This is a genomic window from Frigoribacterium sp. CFBP9030 (assembly GCF_034045195.1).
Lineage (GTDB): Bacteria > Actinomycetota > Actinomycetes > Actinomycetales > Microbacteriaceae > Frigoribacterium.
The window spans coordinates 290,842-312,115 of sequence record NZ_JAXCWG010000004.1 but is presented as its reverse complement, the minus strand read 5'-3'; the positions used below and the strand labels follow the sequence as shown (position 1 = coordinate 312,115).

The window sequence follows — 21,274 nt, the reverse complement described above, 5'->3', positions numbered from 1 at the left end:
TGCGGCCGGTCTCTAAACTGCGACCAGAGGAACAGCAGGGGAGCGGGGGCGACCTGTCGGCCTGATCGGCTCTGCGCCCGGAGCCGTTCAGGCCGGCGGGTCATGCTCGTGACGCGGGGCGGCTAGCCTGTCCGGGTGAGCGACTCCTCCGGCACGACGGGCCCCGACGCGGGTCTCGTGTTCGGCCTCGTCGTCCGGGCCATGGCGAGCGGCACGCTGCTCGGCATCGCCGTGGTCGTCGTCATCGCGATCGTGTCGTCGATCGGTGCGCCCGCCGGGGTGTCGACGTCGTCGTACCTGTTCGCCGCACCCGTGGCCGGCTTCGTCGGCGCGCTCGTCGCCCTCCTCGCCGTCACCGTCGCCCTCATCACGGTCCGCCTGGTCGACCCGCACCGCCGACACCCCCGCCGCCGCATCGCACTCGGAGCGATCACCTCCGGGCTCGCCGTCGGTGCCGCCGCCCTGGCCGCCGACTCCCCCGGCTTCACCGTCCCACCCTGGGCGGCCGCCGTCGGAGCCGTCGCCACCGGCGTCTTCGCCGTCCGCAGCCTCGTGCGCTACGAGCGGCTGCGACGCGCACCCGACGCACCGCGCCCCTCCGGCGAGGGCTAGCGGCGCACCCCGGCCTCGGGCGCCGCCCCGGCCGCAGCTCCGGTGGCGGCACCGGTGCCGGCGCCGCCCTGCGGGACGACACCCGCGGTGCCGACCTCCGCCGCGCCTCCGGCAGGGGGCTCCGACTCCGCCGCAGACCGGGCGCCCCGCTCCGGCACGGCTCGCACCACGCGGCTCGCGTAGAGCACCCCGCCGACCACGACCACGCCCGCCACGAGCTCGACCACGTCGGGCACCTCGTCGAAGGCGAGCCATGACGCCAGCACGCCGATCACCGGGACGAGCATCGAGAACGGCGCGACGGTGCTCGACGGATACGTGGCGAGGAGGCGCGTCCACAGCCCGTAACCGAGCACCGTCGCGACGAGCACCACGTAGAGCAGCCCCACGATCGACGGCAGCGCGTCGAGGGTTAACAGCGTCGCGAACGTCTGGCCGATCCGTTCCGGGCCCTCGACGACGAACGACAGCGACAGCATCGGGATCGGCGGCACGACCGACATCCACAGCGTCAGATGCAGCGGGTTCGGAGCGGCGGCCCGCCGCACCGCCACGTTGCCGAGCGCCCAGCCGAGCGCCGCGCAGAGACACAGCACGACGGGCAGCAGCGCCGCGACCTGAGACCGGTGCACCGCGATCACGGCCAGCGCCAGCACCGCCACGCCGATGCCGATCGCCTGCCGTCGCGTGATGCGCTCGCGCAGCCAGATGCCGGCGATCACCACGGTGAACGGCGCCGACGCCTGCAGCACGAGCGACGCGAGGCCCGACGGCATGCCGGCCTCCATCCCGAGGTACAGGAACCCGAACTGCAAGATGCCGAGGGCGAACCCGACCATCAGGAGGCGCGGCCACGGGATCGCCGGACGCGGCACCAGCAGCAGGGTCGGCACCGCCAGCAGAGCGAAACGCACCGCGACGAGGAGGAACGGCGGGAAGTGCTCGAGCGCCAGCGCCGTCATCGGGAAGTTCACACCCCAGCAGACCGCGACGACGAGGGCGAGGAGGCGGTCGCGGGGGCTCATGGCTCCATGCTGGCGGATGCCTCGTTGCAGGACCAGCGCGCATCTCCGCGGTGACCTTGTAGCCTCCCTTCATGGACGTGCAGCATCTCGAACTCCTCCGCGAACTCGACGAACGCGGCAGCGTCACGGCCGTCGCGGCGGCGACCCACCGCTCGCCGAGTGCCGTGTCGCAGCAGCTCAAGACCCTGCAGCGCCAGCTCGGCGTCGAGCTGGTGCAGCGGGTCGGACGCGGGGTGCGACTGACGGAGGCGGGGCAGGCGCTCGCGCGCGCCTCCTTGGCGGTGTCGACGGCGGTGGCCGAGGCGGAGGCGACGCTCGAGGCGGTGCGGACCGGCGCGACGGGCGTCGTACGGCTCGCGGTGTTCCCGTCGGCGGCCGAGCTGCTGCTGCCCGGGTTCGTGACGCGGATGCGGGCCCACGCCGACATCGAGGTCGAGATCGACGACCGCGACGTGAGCGAAGACGAGTTCGCACGGCTGACCGCGGACTTCGACGTGGTGGTGGGGCACCGGTCGGACGGGGTCGCGCCTCCTGATCGGTCGCGCCTGGCCGTCGTGGCGCTGCTGCGCGAGCCGCTCGAGGTCGCGATGCCGCTCGATCACCCGCTGGCGGGGCGGGAGCGCGTGACGCTCGGCGACGTGATCGGCGAACCGTGGATCGGCGTTCCGGTCGGGTTCCCGATCGACCGCGTGCTGACGGCGATGGCGCTGCGGGCGGGCGTCACTCCGGATGTGGTGCACCGCAGCACGCACCTGCCGCTGCTCGAGAACATGGTGGCCGCGGGGCACGGGATCGCGCTCGTGCCGCGGCACACGTCGGCGGGCCGCGCGCGGGGGCGGTTCCATCTGGCGACGCTCGAGGAGGTGCGCGCCGGGCGGCACATCGAGGCGCTGATGCGGCCGGATCGGGCCGTGCGGCCGGCGGTGCGCGTCGTGGTCGACGAGCTGCTGGCGGAGGCCCGGGTGACGGAGGCAGCCTCCGAGGAGGCGCGGGTCGCCAGCGCCGTGGTCAGCTCAGGCGGAGCGGACGAGGCGGATGCGCCGGGCGCAGTGGCCTAGCGGACACCCTGCGTGGCGAGGTAGGCGACGGGGTCGGTGGCGAGCCCGTTCTGACGGACCTCGAGGTGCAGGTGGCAGCCCGTCGAGCCGCCGGCCGTGCCGACGCCCGCGATGTTCTGACCGGGGGTCACGGTCTGACCCTGCGACACGAAGATGCCCGACGACTCCATGTGCCCGTAAGCGCTGCTGATGCCGTTGCCGTGATCGATGATCACGAGGTTGCCGTACCCGCCGGCGGGGCCCGCATACGAGACGGTGCCGGCGGCGATCGAGTAGATCGGCGTGCCGCACGAGGCGCCGAAGTCGGCGCCGGCGTGCAGCTTGTACTCGCCCGTGATCGGGTGCACGCGGTAGCCGTACGCCTGGTACGAGCCGAACGAGCGGATCGCGGCGACCCAGCCGGTGCCGGGGTCGGGCTGCGTCGTGCCGGGACCGGAGCCCGCACCGACGCTGATCGGGCCGGTGCCCGCGGCGCCGGCCTGGAGCTTCGCCTGGGCGGCCGCCGCCTCGGCGGCCTGCGCCTGGGCGAAGGCCTGCTCCATCGAGATGCGGTCGTCTTGCAGCACGACGAGCTGGGCGGCCAGCGTGGCCTTCTCGGTGTCGATCTTCGCCGCGTCGGCCTTGGCGGCCTCGTTGGCGGCGACGGCCTCGTCGAGGGCGGCGTCGGCCTCGTCGGTCAGGCGGTCGCGCTCGTCGAGGGCGACCTTGGCCTGGTCGGCGAGCGAGGTCGCGAGGTTGTCGGCGGCGATGGCGCGATCACGCAGAGCGTCGAGGTTCTCGCCGACCTTGCTCGACATGCTGAGGCCGCGGAGGGTGTCTTCGGCGCCGGCACCGGACGACAGCAGGTCGCTGAGGGTGCCGGTGCTGGTCGGGCGGGCGAGCATCGCGGCGGCCTGACCGACGACGATCTCGGACGAGGCGGACTGCTCGCGGGCCTCGTCGGCCTTCTTCTGGATGGCGGCGTAGGTCGCGTTGGCCTCGTCGGCGGCGGCCTGCGCGTCGACGAGCACCTCACCGGCGGCGTCGGCGGCCTTTTGGGCGTCTGCGGCACGGTTCGTGGCCGCCTCGAGTGCGGCCTCGACGTCGGCGATGGCGTCTTTCTTGGCCGTCTCGGAGCTGCGGGCCTCTTCGATCTGAGCCCAGGTGGGGGCGGCGGCCTGAGCCTGAGCGGGGACGGCGAGGAGCGAGGCGACGCTGAGCCCGACGACGGCGATCGCGGTCGTGACGGCACGTCGGCCCCGGGAGGCGCGGGTCGACCCGGAGAGGTCGGGGCGCGTGGTGAGGCGGTGCATGCTTCTCAGTCTCGATCAGAACGGCTGGGACATCGCTCGACGACTGTCGGCGGAGTCCCAACACTATCGTCATGCCCACGCCGCGAGGCGGACCTGCCCCGATCTGGGGATGAGAATCAGGCTTCTCCACAGGTCGCGGACGCGGCCGCCTTCACACAGGCGACACATGACGGCATCATCCGGGCAACGCGCGTGCCCTAGCGTCGTCATGACCGACTCACCCTGATCAGGAGGCCCCATGACCGCGAGCGCGCAGGCCGAGAAGCGACCCGTCGACCGGATCCCGCCGCTGCGACGGCTGTTCCCGCTGGGGCTGCAGCACGTGCTCGCGATGTACGCGGGCGCCGTCGCGGTTCCGCTGATCGTCGGTGGTGCGCTCGTCGGCATGGGCGAGCTCGAGCCGGGCGACATCGCGTACCTGATCAGCGCCGACCTGCTCGTCGCCGGCATCGCGACCATCATCCAGTCGGTCGGATTCTGGCGCTTCGGGGTGCGGCTGCCACTGATGCAGGGCTGCACCTTCGCCGCCGTCGGCCCGATGATCGTGATCGGCGGCGAGTACGGCATCACCGCGATCTACGGCTCCGTCATCGCGAGCGGCCTGTTCATGATGCTGCTCGCACCGTTCTTCTCCCGACTCGTCCGGTTCTTCCCGCCGATCGTCACCGGCACCGTCATCCTCATCATCGGCGTCTCGCTGATGGACGTCGCGGCCGGCTGGGTCGGCGGCGGCACCGGCTCGGAGGACTTCGGCGACCCGCTCGACATCGGGTTCGCGGCGGGGACCCTGCTGCTGATCATCCTGATCGAGCGGTTCGCGCCTCCTGCGATCCAGCGGGTGTCCATCCTGCTGGGGCTCGTGATCGGCACACTCGTCGCGTGGCCGTTCGGCCTCACCGACTGGAGCGGCGTCGGCGAGAGCGCCTGGTTCGGACTCGCCCTGCCCTTCCACTTCGGGCTGCCCACCTTCCCGATCAGCGCCATCGTGTCGATGTGCATCGTCGGCCTCGTGATCATGACCGAGACGACCGGCGACATCATCGCGGTCGGCGAGATCGTCGACGAGCCCGTCACCCCGCGCCGCCTCGCCGACGGCCTGCGCGCCGACGGCCTCTCGACCGTGATCGGCGGTGTCTTCAACACGTTCCCCTACACGGCGTTCGCGCAGAACGTCGGCCTGGTCAGCATCACCGGCGTGCGATCGCGCTACGTGGCGACGTTCGCCGGGGTGATCCTCGTCGTGCTCGGGCTGGTGCCGGCACTCGGCGCCGTCGTCGAGGGGGTTCCCCTGGCGGTGCTCGGCGGCGCGGGCGTGGCACTGTTCGGCATGGTCGCCGCGAGCGGCATCCGCACGCTGTCGAAGGTGAAGTTCAACAACTCGAACATCCTGATCGTCGCCGTGGCGCTGGGTGTCAGCCTGCTGCCGACCGTCAGCCCCGACATCTACGCGCAGTTCCCGACCTGGTTCACGATCGTGTTCGACTCGGGTATCAGCGCCGGGGCCCTCGTCGCGGTGCTGCTCAACCTGCTGCTCAACTCGGAGTCGCAGCAGCGGCGCCACGGCGGCGTCGACCGCGACGTGTCGGCGCACGACGCCGTCCGCGGCCCGTCCGCACCGGCGGCGGCCGACCGCGACGCCTGAGCAGCGGCTGGCGGTCAGCGGCGAGTTCGGCGCACCGGACGGTGCCGGCGACGACGCGAGGCGATCATGCTGATCAGCGCGACGAGGGCGGCGATCATCATCGCCGCTCCGAAGATCACGAGCACGGGCTGCGGATCGGTGCACGTCGGGTAGTCGACCGAGCAGACCGTGAACGGAGGCGCCTCCTGCCCCTCCGCGTCGAGCACCGCGAAGGAGGCGCGCCCCAGCGAGAAGATCGCCAGACCGAGCAGGGTCACGACGACCAGCAGGCCGGCGAAGATGCGCCGCACGATCCGGCCGTCGTCCACTGAGCTCATGACTCGAGTCTCGCGCTCGGCCCCTGTGCTGTCATCGGCCTCAGGGCGGACCCGCGATCGTTCGCGGGTCGTGCCTCGCGTGCGTGTCGCGAGCCGCGCCTCCTGCCGCTCGCGAACCGCGCCTCCTGCTGGTTCGGCGGGTTCCCGTCATCGGCGGCGGGTCAGCGCTGACCCGCCACCGATGACAGGAACCCGCCGAACCCCCTGCACCCCCGCGAACGCGCACCCGCCGAACCCCCTGCAGCCCCCGCGAACGCGAACCCGCCGAACCCTCTGGCGCCCCGCGAACGCGCACGGGCGGACGGACGCGCGGACGGCCCGCGCCCGTCGCCTAAAGTCGAACGCGCCGCATCGCGGCACCCCTCCCCCTTCTTCTCCCCAGGAGTCCTCGTGACCGCTCCCTCCCCCGCGCCCGTCGCGCGCCCGCACCGCGACGACACGGTGCTCGGCGTCCTGCGGTCACCGCGCCTCCTGACCCGGGAGGCGCTGGCCGGCATCGTCACCACGCTCGCCCTCGTGCCCGAGGTCATCTCGTTCTCGGTGATCGCCGGCGTCGACCCGATGGTCAGCCTGGTCGCCTCGATCGTGCTCGCCCTCGTCATGTCGCTGCTCGGCGGCCGCCCCGCCATGGTCACCGCCGCCGCGGGCTCGGTCGCGCTCGTCATCGCCCCGCTCGTCCGTGCGCACGGCGTCGAGTACGTGCTGCCGGCCGTGCTGCTCGCCGGCGTCATCCAGATCGCGTTCGGCACGGCGGGGCTCGCCCGGCTGATGCGGTTCATCCCGCGGTCGGTGATGATCGGCTTCGTCAACGCCCTCGGCATCCTCATCTTCATGGCCCAGGTGCCGCACCTGATCGACGTGCCGTGGATCGTCTACCCGCTGTTCGTGCTGACCATCGTGATCGTCGTGCTGCTGCCGCGCCTGACGAAGGCCGTTCCGGCGCCGCTCGTCGCCATCGTCGTCGTGACCGTGATCGTCGTCGCGGCCGGGCTCGACGTGACCACCGTCGGCGACGAGGGCGAGATGGGCGGCGGGCTGCCCGGCCTCACCCCCTGGCTCGTGCCGTTCTCGCTCGAGACGCTCGGCATCATCCTGCCGACCGCGCTCAGCGTCGCGTTCGTCGGCCTGATGGAGACCCTGCTGACCGCGAAACTCGTCGACGACATCACCGAGACGCCGTCGCGCAAGGGCAAGGAGTCGTGGGCGCTCGGCGTCGCGAACATCGCCGCGGGCGCCTACGGCGGCATCGCCGGTTGCGCGATGATCGGCCAGACCGTCGTCAACGTCAAGATCGGCCGGGCCCGCACGCGGGTGTCGACGGTCGTCGCGGGGCTGTTCCTGCTGCTGCTCGTCACCGCCCTGAGCGAGGTGATGGCGCGCATCCCCATGGTCGCGCTGGCCGCCGTGATGATGATCGTCGCGATCTCGACGGTGGACTGGCACAGCGTCCGGCCGTCGACGCTGCGGCGCATGCCGATCCCCGAGACGCTCGTCATGGTCGTCACCGTCGCGGTCGTCGTCGCGACCGACAACCTGGCGCTCGGCGTCGCGGTCGGCGTGCTGCTCGCCATGGTGCTGTTCGCGCGGCGGATCGCGCACGTGATCCGGGTCGAGCGGACGGTCGAAGGAGGCGCGGCGAGCGCCGACGGCATCGGGCTCAGCAGTGCAGGGCCCGGCAACGCAGGGCCCGGCAGCGCGGGGCCCGGCGACGCAGGGCCCGGCAGCGCAGGGCCCGGCAGCGCGGGGCCCGGCAACGCGGGGCCCGGGAGCGGGGCCTCGGTCCGTTACGACGTGATCGGACCGCTGTTCTTCGGCAGCAGCAACGACCTCGTCGAGCACTTCTCGTACGCCGACGATCCGGCACGGGTGACGATCGACCTGACCCGCGCCTCCGTCTGGGACGCCTCGAGCGTCGCCGCACTCGACGCCGTCGGCACGAAGTACGCCGCGCACGGGGTGGAGGTCGAGTTCGTCGGGCTCGACGACCGCAGCAGCGCGTTCCACGGGCGGCTGACGGGCCGGCTCGGGAGCTGAGCCTGGGCTGCGCGCGGGCTCGAGGGGCTGCGGCGGGCGGCGAGCGAGGTTCGGCGGGTTCGTGTCATCGGGGGCGGGTCAGCGCTGACCCGCCGAGGATGACGGGAACCCGCCGAACCCCTTGGGAGGTACGGAGCGCGGGGCTGCCGGAGAGCGGGGCGGGCGCAGAGCGCGGGGCGGGCGCGGAGCGGGGCTGGCGCGCAGCGGGGCTACGCGCGGCGGCGGCGAAGCTCTCGGCGGAGGGCCCGGCGCTCGCGCCACGACGGCGGGGGCGGTAGCACCTCCGCGGCCTCGCGCGCACGACGCTCGGCGCGCCGCCGGTGCCAGGCCAGCACCTCGGCGTCGACGTCGCGCGTCGGCGTCACCACGGGAGGTCCGCCGCGCAGCTGCCGCCGCGCCTCGACGATCCGCGCGTTGTAGTCGTCGACGTGCGCACGCACCGCGGCCTCGGCGAACAGCCCGTCGAGGGTCTGCTCGAACGACGCGTGCTCCGTCCGCAACGACAGCGCAGGAGGCGCGAGCCCGGTCAGCCCCTCCCTCTCGATCAGGCCCCGGATCCACCAGTCGGGGTCGACCGTGTCACCGGCCAGACCGGGCAGCGGCTTGCCGGCCAGCGGCAGGTCGTCGAAGTCGCCGCGCGCGATCGCCTGGTCGATGGCCGTGCGGGCCCAGGCGCGCATCTCGGCCGCGGTGCGGTTGTCGGTCGGAGCGTCGGCGGCGGGAGCCGCGCCGTCGGTGCGGTAGCGGGCCGCGGCCACGCGGGGGTCGTTCGCCGCGCCTCCTGCCCGACCCGCGCCTCCTGCATCGCCGGGTTCGGTTCGCCGTTCCATGCGCGCGAGAGTACGCCGCGCCTCCTGAACCGGGACGCCGAGGAGGCGCGGGTCGGGGGACGCCGAGGAGGCGCGGGTCAGGCCCGGGGGTCGTGGACGGCGGCCCCATGGGGCACCCGCCGCGCGAGCACTCCGGCGAGGAGCAGCACGATCACTCCGGCGGCCGGCATGACGAGCAGACCCCAGCGCAGCGAGGTCGCATCGGCGATCAGCCCCACCAGCGGCGGCGAGAACAGGAACCCGAGACGCATCAGCCAGCTCAGCAGCGTCAGACCGGTGCCACGACGGAAGCCGGGCAGCTGGTCGGCGGCATGCATCGCTCCGGGGATGAGCGTCGCCACGCCGAAACCGGCCGCACCGAAGCCGATGATCGTGCCGGGGATCGACGGGAACGCCAACGCGAGCCCCGTGCCGACCGCGACCAGCACGCCGCCGATCCGGGCGACGGTGCGCTGCCCCAGCCGGTCGACCATGACGTCGCCGACCAGCCGGCCGATCAGCTGCATGCCCGCGAGCGACACGAATCCGAGCGACGCGATCGTGATGCTCGCCCCCAGCGAGCCCGAGAGGTAGACGGCGGCCCAGGTGTTGCCGGCGTCCTCGACGATGGCCGCGCCCATGGAGACGAGCACGAGGGCGGCCAGCACGGCCACCGTGCCGAAGCGGAGGGCGGAGCGGCCGGCGACCGCGGCGACCGACGCGACGGACGGGTTCGACTCGACCCGCGCCTCCTCGGCTGCTGCGGCGCTCGTCGCTCCGGTGTTCGCCGCGCCCGTGCCGGCTGCCCGGCCGTCGGCTGCGCTCGTGTCGGATGCCTCGGCGTCTGCCGCCTCGCTCTCGTCGGTCGGCTCGGGGCCGGCGAGCATCGAGCGGTACGAGAGCAGCGCGACGACGCAGAACAGCGCGGCCGAGACCGACAGGTGCACGGGGGTGGGGATGCCGAGCCCCGCGGCCGCACCGCCCATCAGGCCGCCGATGACGGCTCCGACGCTCCACGCGGCGTGGAACGAGTTGAGGATCGATCGCCCGTAGCGCCGCTGCACCCGCAGGCCGTGCGAGTTCTGGGCGACGTCGGTGATGGCGTCCATCGCTCCGGCGAGGAAGAGACCCGCGGCCAGCAGCGCCCACGACGGCGCGACACCTGCGGTGAGGACTCCGAGACCGGTGATGATCGTGCCGACCACGGCGACCCGCGACGACCGGAACCTGCGGATCAGCAGCCCCGCCGCCAGCCCGGCCACGATCGCCCCGAGCGGGAACGCCGCCACGGCCACCCCGAACTCGGCGTTCGACAGCCCGAGCCCGTCTTTGATCGCCGGGTACCGCGGCAGCAGGTTCGCGAAGATCGCGCCGTTCGTCAGGAACAGCAGCGACACCGCCCAGCGCGCACGCTGGATGTCGCGAGGGACCGGGGGTCGAGACGTCGTCGTGCTCATGGGGGCTTCCGGGTGCGGGGTGCGGGTGCGGGGTGCGGGGTGGGGGTGCGGGGTGCGGGGTGCGGGGTGCGGGGGCGCGGGGTAGCGCGCTGTGTACGAACGTACATTAGCGGCGAAGAACCCCGTTCGCGAAGATGAACCGCGATATATCGTGGTTCATCTTCGCGAACGGGGTTCATGGGCACGCGCCGTCGCGACGCAGGCCGAGGAGGCGCGGGTCGGGAGGCGCGGACCGGCTGCGGCTAGAGCGTCGCGGCCGCAGGGTCCCAGCTCTCGGGCAGGGGCGCGGGCTTCGCCACGCTCGACGCCACGTCGACGACGGCGCCGCTCTCGGCCGCCTCCGACACGGCGAGCAGCACGTCGAGCACGTGCGCCGCGACCGCGCCGCTGGCCCGCTCGCTCTCGCCCCCGCGGATCGCCCGGGCCAGGTCGAGCACGCCCGACCCCCGACCGTACGTCGACCCGACGGCGGTGAGCGTCTCGGGCTCGTCGTGGCCGAAGCGCCAGAGCGTCGAGTCGCCCTCGAACATGTTCGGGTCGGGCAGCACGATGGTGCCCTCGGTGCCGCTGATCTCGACGAAGCCCGCCCGGGGCAGCGCGTTCTGGAACGAGAAGGTCGACTGCGCCGACTGCCCGCCCTCGAACTGGATCAGGGCCGCGTGGTGCGTCGGCACCTCGACGGGGAACGTCTGCCCGGCACGCGGACCGCTGCCGATGGTGCGCGTGTCGAACGACTTCGACGACACGGCGCTCACCCTGCTGGCCGAGCCGAAGGCGTGCACCAGCGTGCTGACGTAGTACGGACCCATGTCGAACAGGGGGCCCGCGCCGACGGCGAACAGGAAGTCGGGGTTGGGGTGCCACGACTCGGGGCCGGGCACGTGGAACATCGTCGTCGCCGAGAGCGGCTCGCCGATGTCGCCGCGGGCGATGGCCCGCATGGCCGACTGGATGCCGGCGCCGAGCACCGTGTCGGGTGCGCACGCGACGCGCACGCCGGCGGCGTCGGCCGCAGCCAGCAGGTCGCTGCCCGACTGGTGGTCGAGGGCCAGGGGCTTCTCGCTCCACACGTTCTTGCCGGCGGCGATGATCTGACGACCGACCTCGGCGTGCACGGCCGGGATGGTCAGGTTGACGACGATCTCGATCTCGTCGATCGCGAGCAGCTCGTCGACCGTGCCGTGCCCGGGCACGCCGTACGTCTCGGCCTGGCTGCGAGCGCGATCGAGGTCGAGGTCGGCGACGAAGAGCACCTTCAGGTCGGCGAACTTCGTCATGTTCTCGAGGTAGGTGCCGCTGATGACACCCGCGCCGATGACGCCGACGCCGACGGGCCCCGAACCGCGGGCGGCCGACGAGGCCGACGAGGAGGCGGCGGCGGCGGACGAGGAGGCGGATGCGGCGCTCACGCGGTGGCCTCCGTGTCGTTCTCGGCGAGCCACGCGTACGACGCGGCGATGCCCTCGAACACGTCGCCCGAGTAGGCGTCGAACTCGACGACCCGGAGGGCGTGCGGTGCGGCGGCGAGGATCGCGCGCACATCGACGTCGCCCTGCCCGGCCGGGGTCTGGTTCTCGAATGCGGCGGCCAGCGCCTCCGGCACGATCAGTGCGCTCTCGCTGCTCGGCAGGGCCGTGGCGATGTCGCCGCTGACCTTGCCGTCCTTGATGTGCAGGAACTGAACGCGGTCGCCGAGCGACTTCAGCACGGCGGGGGTGTCGGCGCCGCCGACGGTGGCCCAGAAGGTGTCGAGCTCGAGCACGACGGAGGGCGAGAGCAGCTCGACGAAGAGGTCGTAGACGGGGCGGCCGTCGACCTTGTTCGTGAACTCCCACTGGTGGTTGTGGTACCCGAAGCGGAGCCCGTGACCGGCGGCCTCGTCGGCGAGCACGTTGACGCGCTCGGCGATCGCCTTGACGTCGTCGGCGGTCTGCCAGCGGTCGCTCGGGATGAACGGGTCGATGACGGTCTCGAGACCGATCTCCTTCGCGGCGTCGAAGACGCGCTGCGAGTCGTCGGCGTCGATCACGGCGCTGTGACCGGTCGGCGCCGTGACACCGGCCGCGGTCAGCGCGGCGGCGATGTCGGTGGGGTTGTCGGCGAAGCCGTACGGCTCGACCTTCGTGAAGCCGATCTCGGCCAGACGGGCGACACTGCCCGGCAGGTCGGCGGAGATCGCGTCGCGCACGCTGTAGAGCTGGACTGAGGGTGAGCTGCTCATGGGGATACTCCTTCGTTCCGGTGGTCCGATGTGAACGCCGGACACCATTCAACTACTTCTGTCGACGCACATGCAAAAGGTGTTCGATCATCGGCGGCCGGTTTTCGCAGCCGAGGAGGCGCGGGTGCAGAGCCGAGGAGGCGCGGGTCGGCTGCACCGCGCCTCCTGCACCCGCTCGCACCGCGCCTCCTGCCGATCCGGGCCGCGACTCCGAACCACCGGGCATGACGACCACCGCGAGCGCCACCCGCGAGATCACGACCACCGCGCCGCTGCACCGCGCCTGGGAGATCGGCACCCCGCTCGACCCCGTGGGCTTCTACCCGAAGTGGGGACCGCTGCCCGAGGTGCAGGCCGTGCACGGGCAGACCGGCGGGTGGGACGCACCCGGTCAGACGCGCCTCCTCGAGCTCTCGGGCGGCGGGTCGGTGCGCGAGACCGTCACCCGGGTCGACACGCCCTCGCTCTTCATCTACGACCTGACCGACTTCCGCGGGCCGCTCGAGAAGCTCGTCTCGGGCGGCCGGGCCGCCTGGCGCTACATGCCCGACGGCGACGGGACGCGCGTGCGCTGGCGATACTCGTTCACCGCGAAACCGGGCGCGGGGGCGATCGTGCGCGGCATCGTGCGCTTCGCCTGGGGGCCCTACATGACCCGCGTACTGACGGGCATCGGCGCCGAGCTCGACCGCGTGGGCGTCGAGCGCTGATCGCGGCCTGACCAGGACTTTGCACGCTCTGCAGCTTCACAGGAGCGTGGCGGCTGCTTGGCGGCACGCCCACAGCGGACTCTCACGTAGATTCGTCTCGGGAGTCATCCCGACGGTCGACGCAACCCTGCTCACCGACCGCCAACGCGCCTCACAGCCCCAGCCCGAAACCCGGAGCCCAACCCCGTGAACATATCGCTGACCACCTGGCTCATCACCATCGCGGTGACGATCGCCTTCTTCGTCTACGAGTTCTTCACCCATGTGCGCAAGCCGCACGAGCCCACGATCGGCGAGTCCGCCCGCTGGTCGGCCTTCTACATCGGCCTGGCGCTGCTGTTCGGCGTCGGCATCGGCGTCACGAACGGCTGGGGCTACGGCGGCGAGTACTTCGCCGGCTACCTGACCGAGAAGGCGCTGTCGATCGACAACCTCTTCGTGTTCCTGCTGATCATGACCGGGTTCGCCATCCCGCGGATGTACCAGCAGAAGGTGCTGATGATCGGCATCGTCATCGCGCTCATCATGCGCGCGGGCTTCATCGCCGCCGGCGCCGCCCTGATCGAGAACTTCTCGTGGGTCTTCTACATCTTCGGTGCGCTCCTGTTCGTGCTCGCCTACCAGCAGCTCAAGGGCGACCACGGCGGGAACGCCGCCGACAACATGTTCGTCCGCATCGCGCGCCGCATCCTGCCGGTGCACGACGACTTCAACGGTGACAAGTTCACCGTCAAGATCTCGGGCAAGCGCTTCGTCACCCCGCTGCTGCTCTGCGTCATCGCCATCGGCTTCGTCGACCTGGTGTTCGCGCTCGACTCGATCCCCGCGATCTACGGTCTGACCAATGAGGCGTACATCGTCTTCACCGCCAACGCCTTCGCGCTGATGGGTCTGCGCCAGCTGTACTTCCTGATCGGCGGTCTGCTCGAGCGTCTCGTGTACCTGTCGCAGGGTCTCGCCGTCATCCTCGCGTTCATCGGCGTGAAGCTCGTCTTCCACGCCCTGCACGTCAACGAGGTGCCTTTCATCAACGGCGGCGAGCCGATCCTCGCGGTGCCCGAGATCCCGATCTGGTTCTCGCTGCTCTTCATCGGCGCGACCATCACGGTCGCGACGGTCGCCAGCCTCGCGAAGACCCGCGGCGACAAGAACAAGAACGACCGCGCGACCGTCGAGGGCGAGCCGGTCACGCGTGCCACCGACGACGCGAACGACAAGGGTGCGGGTCGCCACTGACCCCGCTCGTGATCCCGTGACGCCGAGGAGGCGCGGGTCGGCTGGTGCCGGCACCGCGCCTCCTTCGTGTGTGCGGGGTGCGTGGCGCCGCCAGCACGCCAGGTTGTGGACACGACGCCGGGTTTAAGAGTGGCGTCGTGTCCATCTTCTGGCGCGGTGGCGCTGGGCGGGAACGGGAGGGTGCGGCGGGTCGGTGTCATCGGGGGCGGGTCAGCGCTGACCCGCCGCGGAGGACACGAACCCGCCGCAGGGGCGGCGGGCGCAGCATGCCGATGGTGCAGGAGGCGCGGGTCGGCAGGCGCGGGCGGGCCACGCCGCCAGCACGCCAGGTTGTGGACACGACGCCGGGTTTAAGAGTGGCGTCGTGTCCATCTCCTGGCGCGGTGGCGCTGGGCGGGCCACGCCGCCACGGACTCGACACCCCGCCACGAGAAACGGTGGCGGGGTGTCGAGACGGTGGCGGGATGGCCGGGCAGGAGGCGCGGGTCGGCCGGTGCGGGCGGGCCGCGCCGCCAGCACGCCAGGTTGTGGACACGACGCCGGGTTTGAGAGTGGCGTCTTGTCCAGCTCCTGGCGCGGTGGCGGGATGGCCGGGCAGGAGGCGCGGGTCAGCGGGCGCGGGTGCGGAGCAGCTGCTCGTGCAGCTCGGCGGCGACCGCGTGCGGCTCGGGGGTGAGGACGGTCACGGGATCGGCGTCGGCGATCTCGATGACGACCCACGCGCCTCCTCGGAGCCGGCGGCGGTGGTCGACCGGGCTGACGGCCACGCTCAGGAGGCGCGCGACGGGCCATTCGGCGGGTGCCGTCCCCCGGAGGCGCGCGGTCGGACCGGGCACGTACCGCAGGCGCCGGTCGGACAGGGCGAACGAGCCCGGGTGACCCGCACCACCGGTCGGGAGGATCCACGCGGCGGACGTCCCCCACAGCATCCGCTCGCCCGGCTCGACGGGAAGGGTGCGCCAGGCGCCGACCTGCCGGAACTCGACGAGCTGCGTGATGAAGAGGCCGGCGAGGCAGACGAGCATGCCCCACAGGAGCAGATCGGCGGGGGTGCGGTCGTCGTCGAGCAACCTCGCCGGCGCGTAGAGACCCATCAGGACGACCGGCAGCAGGAGCTGCCACAGGGCGGCACGGCGGAGGCGCCCCTCGGACGTGCTGCGCGGCGGGTCGAGGGGGCGGCGGGTCGCACGCGTCGTCGTGCTCATGAGGGGACCCTAGCGGGCTGGCCCGGAACGGGAGGGTGCGGCGGGTCGGTGTCATCGGGGGCGGGTGCCTGCGCGGGTGCAGACACGGGTGCGGCGGGTCGATGTCATCGGGGGCGGGTGCCTGCGCGGGTGCGGCGGGTCGGTGTCATCGGGGGCGGGTCAGCGCTGACCCGCCGCGGAGGACACGAACCCGCCGCAGGGGCGCGCAGCACGCCGATGGTGCAGGAGGCGCGGGCCGGCAGGAGCGCTCGGGTACCGTTGTCTCGACCGCTGGGAGGCGACGTGCTGGCTCGACAGGAACGCATGCTGCGTGCCGTCCTGTCCACCTCGGTCGGGGTGCTCGTCACGGCGACCGCCCACTCGCTCGGCGGGGGCGCGTTCCCGCCGCCGCTCCTCCTCGCGCTCGTGTTCGTCGCAGGCGTGCTCGGCTGCTTCGCCGCCGGCGGTCGCCGCGTCGCCCTGCCGAACCTCGTCGTCGCGATCGGCCTGCTGCAGGGGCTGCTGCACGTCGTCTTCTCGCTCGGGCACGGCTCGGTCGGGCACGGCTCGCTCGGGCACGGCTCGCTCGGGCACGGTTCGGTCGGCGTCGACCCGACCAGCGCCTCCTCGGCCGGGTCCACCGGTCACGGCGCGCACGCGCACCTCGTCACGATGCCCGACGTGGCGGCCGCATCCGGAGACATGGGCGCCATGCCATCGGGGACGATGCTCTGGGCGCACGTCGTCGCGGGCGTCGTCACGATCATCGCGCTGCGTCTCGGGGCCTCGGCCGTGCGACAGCTGGCTCGCAGCGTCGCCGTCACGGTCGGCACCGCGATCGCGACGTCGCACCTCGGTCGCCTCGTCACGGCGCTGATCACCGCTCTGGTCGCGGCGCTCGCGTCGGCGATCACGGCGCTCGTCGATCCGGTCGCGCTGGTCCGTCGTCGACACCGCCTCGTCAGGGAGTCCGTCTGGGCCGCCTGCCGCCGGGCGTCGTCGCTGCTCGGCACGACGCGGGGGCTGCGGGGCCCTCCGGTCGGGGTGCTCGCCCACTGACCGCGCGGGTCGCCTGACTCGCGTGGTCCCGGCGTGCCGCCGCCCCGTCCGGGTGCGGCCGCGCCGGACGACCGCACCCCGGGGATCACCCCGCCCGTTCGAAGGACCCGCTCCGCCATGCGCTCGCGCACCCAGAACCGCCACGACTCTCATCTCGACTCCGTCGCCCGAACCGCCCGAACCGCCCGCGCCTCCCGCGCCTCCTCGGCATCCCGCTCCCGTCCGTTCGCCGCGGCGCTCGTCGCCGGCGCCGCCGGGCTCGCCCTCGCCGTCGGCATCCCGATGTCGGCCTCGGCGCACGTCGAGCTCGAGTCCTCGTCGACCGCGCCGGCCACGCTCAGCGTGCTGACCTTCGCCGTCGGGCACGGCTGCGAGGGCTCGCCGACGACCTCGCTCGCGATCGAGCTGCCCGCCGGCGTCCAGTCGGTCACCCCCACCGTGAAGCCCGGCTGGACCATCACCGAGTCCGCCCCGCCCGCCGACCCGACCGTGCTCGAGGCGACGACCGTGACGTACACGGCCGACACCCCGCTGCCCGACGGGTTCCGCGACACGGTCGAGATCTCGGCGCTGCTGCCGGTCGACGGGCAGGCGGGCGACCTCGTCGCGTTCCCGACCGTGCAGACCTGCGAGTCGGGGTCGTACGCGTGGAGCGAGCTGCCCTCCTCCGACCCCGACGACCCCGAGCCGGACGAACCGGCGCCCGCGCTGGTGCTGACGGACGCCGCCTCAGGCGCGGGCGCGACGGACTCGGCGGACGGGTCGGCCACGACGGCCACCGCCTCCGACGCCACCTCCGCCGCGCCGGTCGACGACACCGCCCGTCTGCTCGGGCTCGCCGGTCTCGCCGTCGGGGTCGTCGCCGTCGTGCTGCTGACCATCGGCCTCCGTCGCCAGCAGGAGGCCCGTCGATGAGCGGCCCCACGCACGACACCGCCGCACCGGACATCGCGGGGAGCCGAGGAGGCGCGGGTCGGCCCCCGCAGTCACCCCGCGACTCCGAGGCGGTCGCGACGGACCACTCGACGGACGGGGGCTCCGCGGCCGACGCGACCCGCACCTCCTCGGCTTCGCGCCCTGCCGCACCGCGCCGCGGCTGGTTCGCGCCGATGCTGCTGCGGCTGCACTTCTTCGCGGGGGTGCTGGTCGGGCCGTTCATCCTCGTGGCGGCGCTGACCGGGGCCGCCTACGCGCTGACCCCGTCGATCGAGCGGGTCGTGTACGCCGACGAGCTCACGGTGCCTGCTGCGAGCGCCGAGGCACCCGCGCTGCCGCTCGCCGACCAGATCGAGGCCGCCGAGCGGGTGGTGGGCGACGACGGGGCGCTGGTCGCGGTGCGGCCCGCTCCCGAGGCGGGCGACACGACGCGGGTCATGTTCACGGGCGACGACCTGATCGAGAGTCAGACCCGGGCGATCTTCGTCGACCCGGCGACCGCCGAGGTGCGGGGCGATCTGCCGGTGTACGGGACGAGCGGGGCGCTGCCGCTGCGGACCGCGGTGAGCGACTTCCACCGCAGTCTCGGGCTCGGCGACGCCGGTCGGCTGTACAGCGAGCTGGCCGCCAGCTGGCTCGGCGTAGTCGTCGTCGCGGGCGGGGCGCTGTGGCTGGTGCGGTGGCGGGCGGCCCGTCGGCGGGCGCGTCCGGCGGATCGCGCCCGGGCACGACGCGGCATGCTGCGGCCTGAGACCGGTTCGACCGGTTACCGTCGCATCTTCTCGTGGCATGCGTCGACGGGGATCTGGCTGCTCGTCGGGGCGCTGTTCCTCTCGGCGACGGGCATCACGTGGTCGCAGTTCGCGGGCGAGAACGTGACCGGGTTGCGGTCGGCGCTCAGCTGGTCGAACCCCGCGCTGACGACGGCGCTGCCCGCTGACGGTGCGGAGTCGGGTGCTGGGGCCGGGTCGGGGTCCGGGTCGTCTGCGGCGGACGCGGCCGATGTCGCGGCCGACCCGCACGCCGGACACCACGGAGCCGAGGAGGCGCCGGTCGCCGACGCGGATCCCGCCGACTTCGACGCCGTGCTCGCCGTCGCCCGGACCGTCAACGTGAACACCGGACTGGTCGAGATCAAGCCGCCCGCCGACGCCGCGAGCGCCTGGACGGTCACCGAGATCCAGCGCAGCTTCCCGACCGAGGTCGACGCCGTGGCGGTGGACGGGTCGACGCTCGAGGTGGTCGGACGCACCGACTTCGCCGACTACCCGATCATGGCGAAGCTCGCGCGCTGGGGAGTCGACACCCACATGGGCTCGATGTTCGGCCTGGCGAATCAGCTGCTGCTCGCCGTCACGGCGCTCGGCATCGCGGCGATGGTCGTGTTCGGGTACCTCATGTGGTGGAAGCGGCGGCCGACGCGCGGTGCGCGGGTGGGTGCTGCGCCGGCCGGGGCGCTGACGCGTGCGCCGTGGTGGGGTGTCGCGCTGGTGCTCGCGGTCGGAGGAGTGCTGGCGCTGTTCCTGCCGTTGCTCGGGGTGTCGCTGGTCGTGTTCGTGGTCGGCGACGCGCTCTGGATGGCGAGTCGGCACTGATCCCCGACCCGCGCCTCCTCGGCTCGGCGCAGCGCTGACGACTCGAGGAGGCGCGGGTCGCGACCGCCGCCGCCCGGATCTGTGCAAATCGCGACCGCGCGCGGCTGCTCCGGCGGGCCGAACCCGACCTGTGCACGCTCACGCACTGCGAAGAACCGGGCTATGACGCCCCGAACCGCCGGAACGGTCGCGATTTGCACACCCCGGCAGGCGCGCCATGCTGTACCCGACAACCCGTGCACCCGACCACCCCGCGCCCCCGCGCACCCCCGCGCACCCTCGACGTCAGGACCGAGCATGCCCCGCACGAACACCGCCGCGTTCCTGCGCTCACCGCGCACCCCGTTCGAGGTCGGCCCGGCCGCCCTGCCCGAGCCGGCTCCCGACGAGGTGGTCGTCCGGGTGCGCGTCGTCGCCGTGAACCCGCTCGACTGGGTGGTGCAGGGCACCGGCCAGCTGACGTACCGCTGGCTCGCGCATCCCGCGGTGCTCGGCACGGACGTCGCGGGCGAGGTGGTCGCGATCGGCTCGAATGTGACGCGGCTCGTGGTCGGCGACCGGGTCGCGGGGCTGGCGACCGGCACCGACAAGGGTCGCGATTCGACGCGTGAGGGGGCGTTCCAGCACTACACGGCGCTGCTCGAGCGGCTGACGACGGTGATCCCCGACGGGCTGTCGTTCGAGCGGGCCGCGGTGCTGCCGCTCGGGGTGTCGACCGCGGCGTGCGCGCTGTTCCAGGAGCGGCACCTGGGGCTGCGACTCCCGCCGACATCCCGAGGAGGCGCGGCGCAGGCCGAACGCGACCCCTCACCCACCCGCGGAGGCGCGGCGCCGGCCGAGCGCGAGGTCGTCGTCGTCTGGGGCGGCTCGTCGAGCGTCGGGATGAACGCGGTGCAGCTGGCGACGGCGGCCGGCTACGACGTGCTGAGCACCGCGTCGGCCGTGAACGCCGAGACCGTGCGGGAGCTCGGAGCGACCCACGTCTACGACTACCGCGACCCCGAGGTGGTCGACAAGCTCGTCGCGGTGATCGCGGGTCGCACCGTCGCGGGGGCGGTCGCGATCGGCGCCGGCTCGACCGAGGCGTGCATCCGCCTGCTGGCCCGCACAGGAGGGACGCGCCTCGCGATCGCGAGCACCCCCGTGTCGCTCGCCGAGGTCGCGGCCGGCCGGAGGCTCATCCCGTCGGCCCTGCCGACCTTCGCGCGCCTCGGGCTGGCGACGGCGCGCTCGGCGCTGGCCGCGCGGCAGGCGGGGGTGACGGCGCGGTTCATCTGGGGCAGCAGCCTGCGCGACGACGACCTCGGCGAGCGGCTCTGGGGCGAGGTGCTGCCCCGCGGTCTCGCCGACGGTTCGCTGCGTCCGATGCCGGAGGCGCTGGTCACCGGAGAAGGACTCGCCGCGATCCAGGGCGCGGTCGACCGCCAGCGGGCCGGCGTCTCGGCGCAGAAGCTCGTCGTCCGCCTGTAGAGCCGGGCCGAGGAGGCGCGGGTCGAGCCGACACCGCACTCACCGCGGGGCGAAGGTGCTGGCGCGCGTCCACCGGTGCTCACTCACGCCGGCCAGACGTCGGGCTCGGGGGCACAGCGGGCGATCAGCGCGCGGATCTCGCGGTCGTGCTGCACCGCCCAGGCGACCGCCGAGTCGAGGCTCCCCGCAGTGTGCAGCCAGGGGCGGCGCCCGCCGTCGTCACGGCAGTGCGCGTAGACGTCGAACGCGTACCCCCCGAGCACCGGGCGCATCCTGACGAAGCCGAGCGGCGCAGCCGCACCCTGCCGGATCAGCCAGAGCCCCTGCCCTCCCGGCATGGGCGGGATCGCATAAGGATGCTCGTGCGGCCGCTTCGCGAGCGCGGCGGCGGCGTTGACGAACGACGACTGGACTCCCATGCGAGCCGACGCTAGGCGAGACCTCCGACACCGGAGACCTCGGCAGCACTCACCCCTGTCGCGTGTTCCACCGGGGGTTCTTCTTGTTGATCACGTACACGCGGCCGCGGCGGCGCACCACCTGCGACCCCGGGATCGCCTTCAGAGCCTTGAGCGAGTTGCGGACCTTCACCGTGCCTCCTTCATCAGCGTCCCCAG

Annotated in this window: 20 protein-coding genes; 10 read left to right on the top strand and 10 right to left on the bottom strand. The window is 73.1% G+C overall.

Annotation, left to right across the window (positions count from 1 at the left end; genetic code table 11):
* Positions 1–135 precede the first annotated feature (135 nt).
* A complete protein-coding gene (locus SOM13_RS07240; protein ID WP_320479253.1) occupies positions 136–612 on the top strand; it encodes a hypothetical protein in 477 nt (158 codons plus the stop codon).
* Here SOM13_RS07240 and SOM13_RS07235 read toward each other — a convergent pair.
* The gene (locus SOM13_RS07235) at positions 609–1,637 is read right to left on the bottom strand and encodes an EamA family transporter (protein WP_320479252.1); all 1,029 of its coding nucleotides are present in this window, start codon (positions 1,635–1,637) and stop codon (positions 609–611) included. The genes SOM13_RS07240 and SOM13_RS07235 overlap by 4 nt on opposite strands.
* A gap of 71 nt (positions 1,638–1,708) precedes the next feature.
* Here SOM13_RS07235 and SOM13_RS07230 point away from each other — a divergent pair, with 71 nt between their 5' ends.
* Complete coding sequence (locus SOM13_RS07230; RefSeq protein ID WP_320479251.1) at positions 1,709–2,695, top strand: LysR family transcriptional regulator; 987 nt, start codon at positions 1,709–1,711, stop codon at positions 2,693–2,695.
* Here the strand turns inward: SOM13_RS07230 and SOM13_RS07225 are convergent.
* On the bottom strand, positions 2,692–3,987 hold the full coding sequence (locus SOM13_RS07225; RefSeq protein WP_243215573.1) for a M23 family metallopeptidase: 1,296 nt from the start codon (positions 3,985–3,987) through the stop codon (positions 2,692–2,694). The two genes, SOM13_RS07230 and SOM13_RS07225, sit on opposite strands and share 4 nt — an antisense overlap.
* A gap of 238 nt (positions 3,988–4,225) precedes the next feature.
* On the opposite strand from SOM13_RS07225, the gene SOM13_RS07220 reads away from it, so the two are divergent.
* Positions 4,226–5,629: a nucleobase:cation symporter-2 family protein gene (locus tag SOM13_RS07220; RefSeq protein ID WP_192061678.1), complete on the top strand. Its 1,404-nt coding sequence runs from the start codon at positions 4,226–4,228 to the stop codon at positions 5,627–5,629.
* A 14-nt stretch (positions 5,630–5,643) separates the two neighbouring features.
* Here the strand turns inward: SOM13_RS07220 and SOM13_RS07215 are convergent, their stop codons facing one another.
* Positions 5,644–5,946 carry a hypothetical protein gene (locus SOM13_RS07215; protein ID WP_243215577.1) on the bottom strand — a complete coding sequence of 101 codons (303 nt, stop codon included), beginning with the start codon at positions 5,944–5,946 and terminating at the stop codon, positions 5,644–5,646.
* A gap of 390 nt (positions 5,947–6,336) precedes the next feature.
* On the opposite strand from SOM13_RS07215, the gene SOM13_RS07210 reads away from it, so the two are divergent.
* Positions 6,337–7,980 (top strand): SulP family inorganic anion transporter, encoded by a 1,644-nt coding sequence (locus tag SOM13_RS07210; protein ID WP_320479250.1) that lies wholly within the window; start codon positions 6,337–6,339, stop codon positions 7,978–7,980.
* Positions 7,981–8,189: 209 nt separating this feature from the next.
* Here the strand turns inward: SOM13_RS07210 and SOM13_RS07205 are convergent, their stop codons facing one another.
* The 4 genes from SOM13_RS07205 to SOM13_RS07190 form a co-directional block, all read right to left on the bottom strand.
* Positions 8,190–8,810: a DUF1992 domain-containing protein gene (locus tag SOM13_RS07205; RefSeq protein WP_320479249.1), complete on the bottom strand. Its 621-nt coding sequence runs from the start codon at positions 8,808–8,810 to the stop codon at positions 8,190–8,192.
* Positions 8,811–8,887: 77 nt separating this feature from the next.
* Entirely contained in the window at positions 8,888–10,246 is a 1,359-nt protein-coding gene (locus SOM13_RS07200) for an MFS transporter (RefSeq protein ID WP_320479248.1), read from the bottom strand.
* Positions 10,247–10,488: 242 nt separating this feature from the next.
* A complete protein-coding gene (locus SOM13_RS07195; protein WP_308196262.1) occupies positions 10,489–11,562 on the bottom strand; it encodes a Gfo/Idh/MocA family oxidoreductase in 1,074 nt (357 codons plus the stop codon).
* An 89-nt stretch (positions 11,563–11,651) separates the two neighbouring features.
* Positions 11,652–12,467 (bottom strand): sugar phosphate isomerase/epimerase family protein, encoded by an 816-nt coding sequence (locus SOM13_RS07190; protein WP_192061277.1) that lies wholly within the window; start codon positions 12,465–12,467, stop codon positions 11,652–11,654.
* A 224-nt stretch (positions 12,468–12,691) separates the two neighbouring features.
* Between SOM13_RS07190 and SOM13_RS07185 the strand changes: the two genes are divergently transcribed.
* Positions 12,692–13,177, top strand: a complete 486-nt coding sequence (locus SOM13_RS07185) for an SRPBCC family protein (protein ID WP_320479247.1) — start codon at positions 12,692–12,694, stop codon at positions 13,175–13,177.
* 186 nt (positions 13,178–13,363) lie between these two features.
* Positions 13,364–14,413 (top strand): TerC family protein, encoded by a 1,050-nt coding sequence (locus SOM13_RS07180; protein WP_192061275.1) that lies wholly within the window; start codon positions 13,364–13,366, stop codon positions 14,411–14,413.
* Positions 14,414–15,021: 608 nt separating this feature from the next.
* On the opposite strand, the gene SOM13_RS07175 is transcribed toward SOM13_RS07180, so the two are convergent.
* Positions 15,022–15,618, bottom strand: coding sequence for a hypothetical protein (locus tag SOM13_RS07175; protein ID WP_192061274.1), 597 nt, complete (start codon positions 15,616–15,618; stop codon positions 15,022–15,024).
* Between the two features lie 303 nt (positions 15,619–15,921).
* Between SOM13_RS07175 and SOM13_RS07170 the strand changes: the two genes are divergently transcribed.
* The 4 genes from SOM13_RS07170 to SOM13_RS07155 all read left to right on the top strand — a co-directional run bounded on the left by SOM13_RS07170 (position 15,922) and on the right by SOM13_RS07155 (position 20,657).
* Positions 15,922–16,656, top strand: a complete 735-nt coding sequence (locus SOM13_RS07170) for a hypothetical protein (protein WP_320479246.1) — start codon at positions 15,922–15,924, stop codon at positions 16,654–16,656.
* Between the two features lie 117 nt (positions 16,657–16,773).
* The gene (locus SOM13_RS07165) at positions 16,774–17,571 is read left to right on the top strand and encodes a YcnI family protein (RefSeq protein WP_320479245.1); all 798 of its coding nucleotides are present in this window, start codon (positions 16,774–16,776) and stop codon (positions 17,569–17,571) included.
* Positions 17,568–19,187, top strand: a complete 1,620-nt coding sequence (locus SOM13_RS07160; protein WP_320479244.1) for a PepSY domain-containing protein — start codon at positions 17,568–17,570, stop codon at positions 19,185–19,187. Before SOM13_RS07165 ends, SOM13_RS07160 begins: the two co-directional genes overlap by 4 nt.
* A 297-nt stretch (positions 19,188–19,484) precedes the next feature.
* Complete coding sequence (locus SOM13_RS07155; protein ID WP_320479243.1) at positions 19,485–20,657, top strand: zinc-binding alcohol dehydrogenase family protein; 1,173 nt, start codon at positions 19,485–19,487, stop codon at positions 20,655–20,657.
* Positions 20,658–20,740: 83 nt separating this feature from the next.
* Here SOM13_RS07155 and SOM13_RS07150 read toward each other — a convergent pair whose 3' ends face one another.
* Complete coding sequence (locus SOM13_RS07150; RefSeq protein WP_192061269.1) at positions 20,741–21,076, bottom strand: hypothetical protein; 336 nt, start codon at positions 21,074–21,076, stop codon at positions 20,741–20,743.
* A gap of 49 nt (positions 21,077–21,125) precedes the next feature.
* The gene (gene ykgO / locus SOM13_RS07145) at positions 21,126–21,248 is read right to left on the bottom strand and encodes a type B 50S ribosomal protein L36 (protein ID WP_192061268.1); all 123 of its coding nucleotides are present in this window, start codon (positions 21,246–21,248) and stop codon (positions 21,126–21,128) included.
* Positions 21,249–21,274 lie beyond the last annotated feature (26 nt).